General features: G+C 34.0%; 10 protein-coding genes. 6 read left to right on the top strand and 4 right to left on the bottom strand.

Features of this window, described 5'->3' with window-relative positions; genetic code table 11:
- The 6 genes from AD60_RS03080 to AD60_RS03105 form a co-directional block, all read left to right on the top strand.
- Nucleotides 1–319: PfkB family carbohydrate kinase (locus tag AD60_RS03080; protein WP_233186804.1), on the top strand; the 319-nt coding region annotated here is incomplete at its 5' end.
- Between the two features lie 408 nt (nt 320–727).
- The gene (locus AD60_RS03085; protein WP_103066913.1) at nt 728–2,023 is read left to right on the top strand and encodes a homoserine dehydrogenase; all 1,296 of its coding nucleotides are present in this window, start codon (nt 728–730) and stop codon (nt 2,021–2,023) included.
- On the top strand, nt 2,010–3,074 hold the full coding sequence (gene thrC, locus AD60_RS03090) for a threonine synthase (RefSeq protein ID WP_103927299.1): 1,065 nt from the start codon (nt 2,010–2,012) through the stop codon (nt 3,072–3,074). Before AD60_RS03085 ends, thrC begins: the two co-directional genes overlap by 14 nt.
- 119 nt (nt 3,075–3,193) lie before the next feature.
- Complete coding sequence (locus AD60_RS03095) at nt 3,194–4,120, top strand: ABC transporter substrate-binding protein (RefSeq protein ID WP_103927300.1); 927 nt, start codon at nt 3,194–3,196, stop codon at nt 4,118–4,120.
- On the top strand, nt 4,117–4,851 hold the full coding sequence (locus AD60_RS03100) for an ABC transporter permease (RefSeq protein WP_103927301.1): 735 nt from the start codon (nt 4,117–4,119) through the stop codon (nt 4,849–4,851). Before AD60_RS03095 ends, AD60_RS03100 begins: the two co-directional genes overlap by 4 nt.
- Nucleotides 4,836–5,534 (top strand): ABC transporter ATP-binding protein, encoded by a 699-nt coding sequence (locus AD60_RS03105; protein WP_103927302.1) that lies wholly within the window; start codon nt 4,836–4,838, stop codon nt 5,532–5,534. The genes AD60_RS03100 and AD60_RS03105 overlap by 16 nt, the downstream gene beginning before the upstream one ends.
- Before the next feature lie 100 nt (nt 5,535–5,634).
- Here the strand turns inward: AD60_RS03105 and AD60_RS03110 are convergent, their stop codons facing one another.
- The 4 genes from AD60_RS03110 to AD60_RS03125 all read right to left on the bottom strand — a co-directional run bounded on the left by AD60_RS03110 (nt 5,635) and on the right by AD60_RS03125 (nt 8,922).
- Complete coding sequence (locus AD60_RS03110) at nt 5,635–6,138, bottom strand: RNase H family protein (RefSeq protein ID WP_103927303.1); 504 nt, start codon at nt 6,136–6,138, stop codon at nt 5,635–5,637.
- Nucleotides 6,092–6,352 (bottom strand): DUF3783 domain-containing protein, encoded by a 261-nt coding sequence (locus AD60_RS03115; RefSeq protein ID WP_103927304.1) that lies wholly within the window; start codon nt 6,350–6,352, stop codon nt 6,092–6,094. The genes AD60_RS03110 and AD60_RS03115 overlap by 47 nt, the downstream gene beginning before the upstream one ends.
- A gap of 75 nt (nt 6,353–6,427) precedes the next feature.
- Nucleotides 6,428–7,948 carry a hypothetical protein gene (locus AD60_RS03120; protein ID WP_103927305.1) on the bottom strand — a complete coding sequence of 507 codons (1,521 nt, stop codon included), beginning with the start codon at nt 7,946–7,948 and terminating at the stop codon, nt 6,428–6,430.
- Nucleotides 7,945–8,922: a glucosyl-3-phosphoglycerate synthase gene (locus AD60_RS03125; protein ID WP_103927306.1), complete on the bottom strand. Its 978-nt coding sequence runs from the start codon at nt 8,920–8,922 to the stop codon at nt 7,945–7,947. Before AD60_RS03125 ends, AD60_RS03120 begins: the two co-directional genes overlap by 4 nt.
- Between the last annotated feature and the right edge of the window lie 9 nt (nt 8,923–8,931).

Consider the following 8,931-nt stretch of genomic DNA (forward strand, 5'->3'; position numbering starts at 1 on the left):
TATTTTGTTCGTGACTTTAGGAAGTCAAGGTTCTTTAGTTTATAAAGATGGTATTATTGAAAGAGTTCCAGGTTATAAAGTAAAGGTTGTTGAAACTGTGGGTTGTGGAGATTCTTTTATGGCAGGTATTTTGTATAAATTAAAGGATTTTTCTAAAGATGAGCTTTCCAACATTACTGTAGAAGAACTTGCTGAATATGCAGATTTTGCAAATAAATGTGCAGCTATTGTTGCTACGAAACAAGGAGCCGCGAATGCTATGCCAAGTTTATCTGAAGTTAGTCAATTTGAATTTTTAAAAAGTCGTTTTTATATTTAATTCTATGATAGTAGTGAAGATAGTATAATGTTGATAGTTCAAAAGTCCTGTTTTTCTTTGTTAATGGGATTTTGTGTAAGTTCAAAAGTGCCAAATATTTTGAACCTCGTTATCAACTTAAATGTTCAAAAAGATTTTTAAATGATTTTATCGAATGTTTTGTTGATAACTTTAATTATCGACGTTGTTTTCGACTGAGATATCGACGAACTTAGTGTAAAAATACTTTTGAACATTAAAAGTTGAAAAGTACGTTGATAAAATTGTTGAAAACCAAGTTATTATAAAATTCTTTCAGTTAAAAAAATTTTAAAAAGCCAATTTCATAGCTCAAGAAAATAGTTCATAACTTTTTCAACTATCAACATCCGGGGTTAGTGATCGTTAATGAAAAGGGAGGGAGTTACGATGATTAAAGTCGGTCTTCTTGGGTACGGTACGGTTGGAGGAGGAGTCTACAATATCCTCACAACCAAAAAGGAAGATATAGAAAGAAAACTAGGTGAGAAAATTCAAATCAAAAAGATCTTGGTGAAAGAAAAGTACAAAAAAAGGAAGTACGATGTAGATGATTCGTTGCTTACAGAAGACTATAAAGAGATCGTAGAAGATCCTCAGATTCAGATTGTAGTGGAGTTAATTGGCGGAGAAACACCGACGTTAAGTTATATAAAAGAAGCTATTAATGGTCATAAAAATATTGTAACAGCCAATAAGTTAATATTAGCCAAGTATGGTAGAGAACTATTTCAACTTGCAAAGAACAATAATGTCAAAGTGTACTATGAAGGAAGCGTGGGGGGTGGAATCCCAATAATTAAAACTCTGAAAGAGTCCATGATTGCAAATAAAATTGAAAGAGTTTATGGGATTTTAAACGGGACAACGAATTATATTTTGACTAAAATGACCGAAAAATCCATTGATTTTGAAGAGGCTTTAAAAGAAGCTCAAAATCTAGGTTATGCTGAGAGCGATCCATATTTTGATGTAAGCGGTTTGGATAGTGCATATAAAATAAATATTTTGTCTTCACTAGCCTTTGAGAGTTTTATGGATGTTGATTCAATCCATGTAGAAGGAATTGAGAAGATAGAAAGGGAAGACATAGAAATAGCAGAGGAATTAGGATATACAATTAAATTATTAGCTATTGGAAAAAGGTACGAAGATAAGATGTTGGATATAAGGGTTCATCCAACTTTTATACCAAAAAGTAGCCCTCTTTCAAAAATAAACGGTGTATACAACGTCGTACAGATTCATGGAGACGCCGTTGGAGATATAATGATTTACGGACAAGGTGCCGGAGAAATGCCAACTGCAAGTGCGGTTGTTGCAGATATTATGGAAGCCGCCAAGAGTATTAAATACCATATTGAAAACGAATACAGTACCGGAAGGTTAAACGGTTTGAAGTTAATTGAAACAGATGAGATTGAAAACTCTTTCTATATAAGATTGAGAGTGAATGACAAACCAGGTGTTTTTGCGAAAATAGCAAGGGTTTTTGGAGATAACGAAGTTAGCATCGCTTCTGTAATTCAAAAACACAGACTTAATCCTGTTGTGCCAATATTTTTACAGACGCACCCAATCAAGGAAAAAAAACTGAAAAAAGCAATTGATTCGTTGAACGAATTAAAGGATGTGATAGAAATAAAAAATATAATAAGGGTGGAGGATTTCGGTGAGAAGTTTTAGTTTTTGGCCTGGTATAATAAATGCTTATAAAGAATACATGCCCGTCGATGAGAAAACAGAGATAATTACGTTACAAGAAGGGAACACTCCTTTGATATTCGCAGAAAAACTGAGTAATATGTGGGATATTGAGCTTTATCTGAAATATGATGGTGCTAATCCCACGGGATCTTTTAAAGACAGAGGAATGTGTTTAGCAGTAACCAAAGCTCTGCAGAACGGTGATAAAGCAATAATCTGTGCTTCTACCGGTAACACTTCTGCCTCTGCTGCAGCTTATGGAAGTAGAGCAGGATTGAAAACAGCGGTCATAATCCCTGAAGGGAAGATCGCCTTGGGGAAATTATCTCAGGCCTTAATGCATGGGGCTATAGTTATACCGATAAAAGGTAATTTTGACGTTGCCTTAGAGATTACAAGAAAGATCGCTGACAACTATCCTATAACTCTGGTTAACTCACTTAATCCATACAGGATAGAGGGTCAAAAAAGTGCAGCTTTTGAGATATGTGATCAATTGGGTGGTAAATCTCCTGACATATTGGCAATTCCAGTGGGGAATGCGGGAAACATCACAGCTTACTGGAAAGGGTTCAAAGAATACTTTAAAGATCACAAAACGGATAAGTTACCTAAGATGATTGGTTTTGAAGCGGAAGGATCAGCTGCTATCGTAAAAAATCAGGTTATAAAAAAACCAGAAACCGTAGCAACAGCTATAAGAATAGGCAATCCGGTCAATTGGGAGAAAGCCGTAGAAGCTGCAAAAGAATCTGGAGGATTTATAAATTTTGTTACCGACGAGGAAATCTTGGACACGTATAAAGAATTGGCATCCCTCGAAGGTGTGTTTGCAGAGCCTGCATCTGCGGCTTCGGTAGCAGGCGTTAAAAAAATGATAAATTTGGATAAGATAAATAAAGGAAGTAAAATTGTAGCAGTACTCACAGGACATGGATTAAAGGATCCCGATACCGCAATCAGTGTAATACCCAGGGTCAATCCAGTAGAACCAGAAATGGGTACCATATTGAAAATGATAGGGCTGTAATTTTCTAAAATAAGAATTTGATTAAAAAAAGGGTTGGAGAGCGGGGCAAAGGGTCGCTAAAGCAATTTTTGGAGTTTCTAAAGCGAGTAAAATAAGAGAGATATAGGAGGAAAATAATCATGAAAAAAACAGCTTTGTTAATAGTTTCTTTTTTCTTTGCACTCTTGATCTTTTCTGTTACAATCACTAATCCTTTAGGTCCAACGGTTGTTCCGGTAACAGGGTTGATGGCCGCTACGATAGAAGAAGAAGTAGAAATAAATGTAAGCCTTTGGAAGGACGCAAATGAAGCGGTAGCGTTACTGGTATCCAATCAAGCAGATTTTGCTGTTCTTCCTATAACCGTAGGTGCAAATTTATACGCTCAAGGTTTAGAGATAATATTGTTAGGTGTTCACGAGTGGAAAGCATTTTATTTAGTAGGCAGTAGTAATGTTGATTTTGAAAACGTAAAAAGTTTAAAGGGTCACGAAGTCTATTCTCCGCATGGACGAGGTCAAACTGTAGACATTTTGATGAGGTATCTTTTGGTTAGAAATGGATTGGTTCCTGATAAAGATGTAAAATTCAGTTACCTTCCTCCACAGGAGATAGTTTCTTTGTACAAATCAGGTAAGATTAAATATGCTGCTCTACCAGAACCATTTGCTACATTGGCTGTAACAGGAACCGAAGGGAAAATAGTTTTAGACTTTCAAGATGAATGGAATAAAATCTCAGGTTCGAGGTACGGCCTTCCTATAGCAGGACTTTTTGTTAAAAAGGAGATTTTAGAAAAAGAACCTGATATCGTTTCAAAAGTTGAGAACTCTTTTTCTGAAAGTGTTGATTGGGCTAATAGAAATTTAGATCAATCATTAAAGATAACTAACGAATACTTAACTATCCCTGTTCCAATACTTAAGGAAGCGATGAATAGATTAGTTTTTGAATACATTCCAATTTTGGAATGTAGAGAAGAAGTAGAAAACTTTTTAAACACGATGCATGAACTTTATCCAGAAGGGTTGCCTACTTTACCGGCAGAAGGATTTTATAACAAATGAAAACCGTTTTTGGGATCGTTTTAATCGTTTTACTTTGGTACTTTTTTTCTTTTGTTATAGGCTCTTCTTTTGTGTTGCCTTTTCCTCATGAAGTTTTGAACAATTTAATAAATCAGCTAAGTACATCGAGGTTTTATGTAGCATTATGGAACACCGTATGGAAGACCCTGATTGTTTTGTTTATTTCTTCTTTTATAGGGATAATTTTGGGATTTTTAATGGGAATGAGTGATACGATCTATGACATTTTTAGGCCTATGCTCATGATGATACAAGCTATACCGGTAGTTTCTTGGCTGGCTTTTGTCGTATTTCTATGGGGTGTGGGATGGCGTGGTCCTATTTTAATAAGCACCATGGCCATTTTACCTAGTACTGTCTTTACTACCGCTTCTGGGATTAAGAACATCGACAGAAAATTGCTTGAGATGGTACACTTGTACAAAGTATCAAAAACTAAGATATTTAGGCATGTATACTTAGCGTCAATCGTTCCATTTGTAATTGCAGCGGTTGAAGTTTCAATAGGGAATGTATGGAAAGTGGTGTTAGTAACAGAGTTTCTAGTTGGTGGAAATGGATTGGGCGTAGAACTCGCTTGGGCAAGACAGTATGTCGATGTTCCTAGGATCTATGCCATTACTATCGTAGCCGTTATATTAGGTATAGCTACAGAGCGTGTATTTAAAATTATTTCAAGAAGGATGTTAGAAAGATGGGAAATGTACTAAAAGCGAATCGTTTAACCAAAAGATTTGGGGATCTTCTGGTTATAGATAACTGGAGTCTTGATTTGAAAGAAGGAGAAAAAATTGTTCTATTAGGACCTTCGGGTTGTGGAAAAACTACTTTTTTTAGAATCGTTTCAGGATTAGAAAGGCAAAGTGAGGGAACAGTCGAAACCTTTGTTGATAAGATCGGTTATGTTTTCCAAGAACCCCGATTATTACCTTGGAGAACGGTTTACGACAACCTAAAAATAATTTTAGACGATGAAAAGAAAATTAAACCAATTATAGGTATGATGGGTTTAGAAGGCTTTGAAAATCTTTTACCCTCTAAATTAAGTGGAGGTATGAAACAAAGGGTGAATATTGCCAGATCTTTATTGGTTGAACCACAGATCTTGCTTATGGACGAGCCTTTTACTTCTTTGGATCTAAATATTAAACTATCAATAATAGAAGATATGAAAAAGATGTGGAATAAAAGTTATTTTTCTATATTGATGGTTACTCATGATATAAAAGAGGCATTGATGGTGGGAAATAAAGTAGTTATTTTGTCTCAGCGACCGTCTAGAATATTAAAGGTCTTTGATATAAATCTTTCGGAAGAAGACAAAAATATTTATGATAAAAGCTTTTTAGAGTTAGAAAGTCAGATTACAAAATTTGTAATAAGCCAATCTTAATAGGCGAATGTTTAGAATTTATAAAGTTTAAAAAAGGTCAAGAAGCAGAATGGTCTGAAAAGGTGGAAAAAGGTTACAGGTTTGAAATAGCATGAAAAAATCAATTTGTATAAAGATATTTCGTTATTAAATCACGGAAATTTTTGTTTTCTAATGCCTTTTTCGCTAGTTGATCGGCCAAGGTGTTGTAACGGTCTCCTGAGTGTCCCCTTACCCAACTGAATTGTATTGTTAACAATTTACTAAAATAATCATAGCAATTTTTGTAGGCTATGGTTATTTTTTTATTAGTTTTCCACTCTCCGTTACACCATTTCTCTAATCCGATGTAATCATGGTGTATTATTATCTTTTCATAGCCTTTTTCTTTGGCATATTCCATTGCGTAGATTGATGCACTTATTTCCCCTGCAACATTTCTGCTAGAGGAGTATTCTGGGTTATTACCGGAAAAGAAGAAATGTTTTTCTTCACCATCTAGAAACACTATGCCGCTACCGTATATTTTTGTTTCTAAGTCATAACTTCCATCAACGTAGGCGATGAGAGTTTTGTTCTCACTTGCTGTCTTTTTTATAATTGTCGTAAACCCCTTTTTTGAGATTGTCTGTTACTGTTTTCATTTCTATATCCTCTTGTTTTAGCTCTTTGATTAGTTCTTCAACGGTCCACTGAGAACTTGTAGGAGTAACGGAAGCAAAAATTATATTTTCAGGTAAGTTTTCCATATTTTTTATCGCTTTCATTATCCTAAGTATCTGTTCTTTAGACATACCGTTTATTAGAATCGTCGGAATATCTTTTATATCTTCATACATGGGAATAGCCTCCTAAGTTGTAAAATTAGCTCCCCTTCGCCCCGGAGCCCGCCCCACAATCGGCCCACTCTACACCTAATAAGAAAAAAGTAATCTTATATTGTCTATTGTTAGAAAAGATTTTAGAATATTTTCGTCAATTATTGTATCTTCTATTTCCTTTGTATTTCCTTGAACCCCTTTCGGGGCGTTTCCTTTTATAGCTTGTACTTTATCTAATAATAAAAATATTTTACTTTTATACGCCTTCAATGAGAAATCTTCCAAGTTTATCCCTTGATCAATGTCCTTTGTGGAAGTCAACATTTCTATTTTATCAAATATTTCTTTGTTAATTTCTTTCAAATCTTTAAGTTTTGTTTCTTCTTCCATACAGAATTTCTTTTGAAGCTCTATGGGAAGAAATGAAAAATCTATTAAATCTTTATCAAATTTGTTGGTTAAATCTTCTCTTAAACGACTTTTGTACTTTTCGGAGATAGGTATTTTGTTAATTTGTTCTTGGTATTCTTCTTTTACTTTGTTTATTTCTTTAGGAGAAAGGCTAACCAAAAATCTATCGTAATAACTTATTTCTTTTATATTTTTGAAATCTTCTATCACATCTAACTTTCTGGTCAGAAAGTTTTTTTTGTTGAATTTTGATTCTAAATATATCATTCCAAATCCTTCTAATACTGAAGAAGAAAAGAAAAGATCTGAAATATTCAGAATATATGGAAAAAGTGACGGATCTTTTGCTGAAATAGCCCAAGCTCCCTTAACTTTTTCGGATTCAAAGGTTTCTTTAACAATTTTTTCGTATGGCCTTTCTTTATCAGAGTTAGCTGGTAAAGTGACAAGTAAATTACTCTTTCCATGTAAACGATTTATAAGTACCGCTTCTAAAATATTCTTTCTTCTTATCGTCCTTGTTGGATACAAAATGTTTTTGTTTTTTGGATCAACATTATATCCTAATTTCTTTAGTTTATATATTACCTCATCTTTGTCAATTTCATCTTTTTTATCTTTATTTTTAGTGAACTCAACCGCATTAGGAAGATAAAAGGTATTTTCTGAAGGTATACCAGATTTTATAAGTCTATTGTAATCAGCTAGATTGATAGTTGCATAAAATATGTTCTTTCCTATAGGATACAGGGAAGAATTTATGAATTTTCTTATAAAAGAATAGTTTTCCCATCTTGCACATTCAGGAAAGTCATGTATTTGAATGATTGTGCAGATATTTTTTGCTATGATAAATTCTTTAAAGGCTTCTGTGAATGCAGGGTTTTTGCCTAAATTATAATTATGGGCCCAGTATATAGCCCTTTCATCGTGATAATTATTCAATTTGTTTTTTATTGATTCTTTGAGTTCAAGAAAAGTGTGATAATCGGTGCTGTCATAGTATATATATCCGAGTTCAGGAAAGTCAACAAAATCGACATTTTGGTAAGATAATATCTCTTCTATCCCGCCTATACCCATTTTTTTTGAACCAAAAAGAGTAATTTTGTATTCGGCTTTTAAAGATTTTACAATATTTCTGACAACGGTTGAAACTCCGCCTTTTATGTAATGGTAGTGGAAAATATAAAGGCTGTTCATACCTTTTCTCCTCTTGAGAACTTTTGTTTGTACTCTGGGATAGTGATGATCGGAGGCCTTTCAATACTTAGAATTTCTTTTGGATCTAATATCTTTTCATTTTCTTTTTTTTGGATCATTATATGTTTATCGTTCAATTCGGTCTTTAAATCTAATTTTCCATATTTTTCCAATCTTTTCAATACTACCTTTGTGAGTTCAAAAGCCATTTTACTAAGTGAGTGCAGGGGTTGATTGTCGTGTATTCGAAGTTCAAGATCGACTTGAGCTATTATTTCAGTGCCAAATTTTTCAGCTATGTCGATAAGATGAGCAATTTCCACACCGTATCCCACGAAAAATGGCAGCTTTTCTAAAATTTCCCTTCTTCCTGCATATTCACCACTTAACGGTTGAATTATCGTTGATAACTCCGGGTAAAACAAAGAAAATAAAGGCCTTGCAACCAATTCGGTAACCCTTCCTCCACCCGTTGGTTGCATTGCCGATTTTCCAACAATGGGTCTATCATAAAAGGCCTTGACATAACCTATTTCTGGATAATTCAACAAAGCGCCAACTAAACCGTATACAAATTTTGGATGTATGTTCTCTATATCTGAATCCACCCAAACTATTATATCGCCATTAAGTGCGTACAAACTTTTCCACAAGTTTTCTCCTTTTCCCTTGTAAAAACCGTATTCTGGTAAAATATCACTAGAATAAAAAACTTTAGCACCATACTCTTTTGCTATAGAAACCGTTTCGTCTTCTGATCCAGAGTCAATCACGGCGATTTCATCCAATAGAGGATATTTTTCCATAAGTTCTGTTTTCATAACGATTATCTCTTTACCAATTGTTTTTTCTTCGTTTAAAGAAGGAAAAGCAAGGGATATTTTGACATCTTGTTTTTCTTTTAATTTAACGAGCTCTTTAATGTTTTCAAACTTTGAATGGTGAAAAGAACGTTTTAAGATATTATCCTTCATCTTTTACCT

It is taken from the genome of Petrotoga sp. SL27 (genome assembly GCF_002924605.1).
Taxonomy (GTDB): Bacteria; Thermotogota; Thermotogae; order Petrotogales; family Petrotogaceae; genus Petrotoga; species Petrotoga sibirica.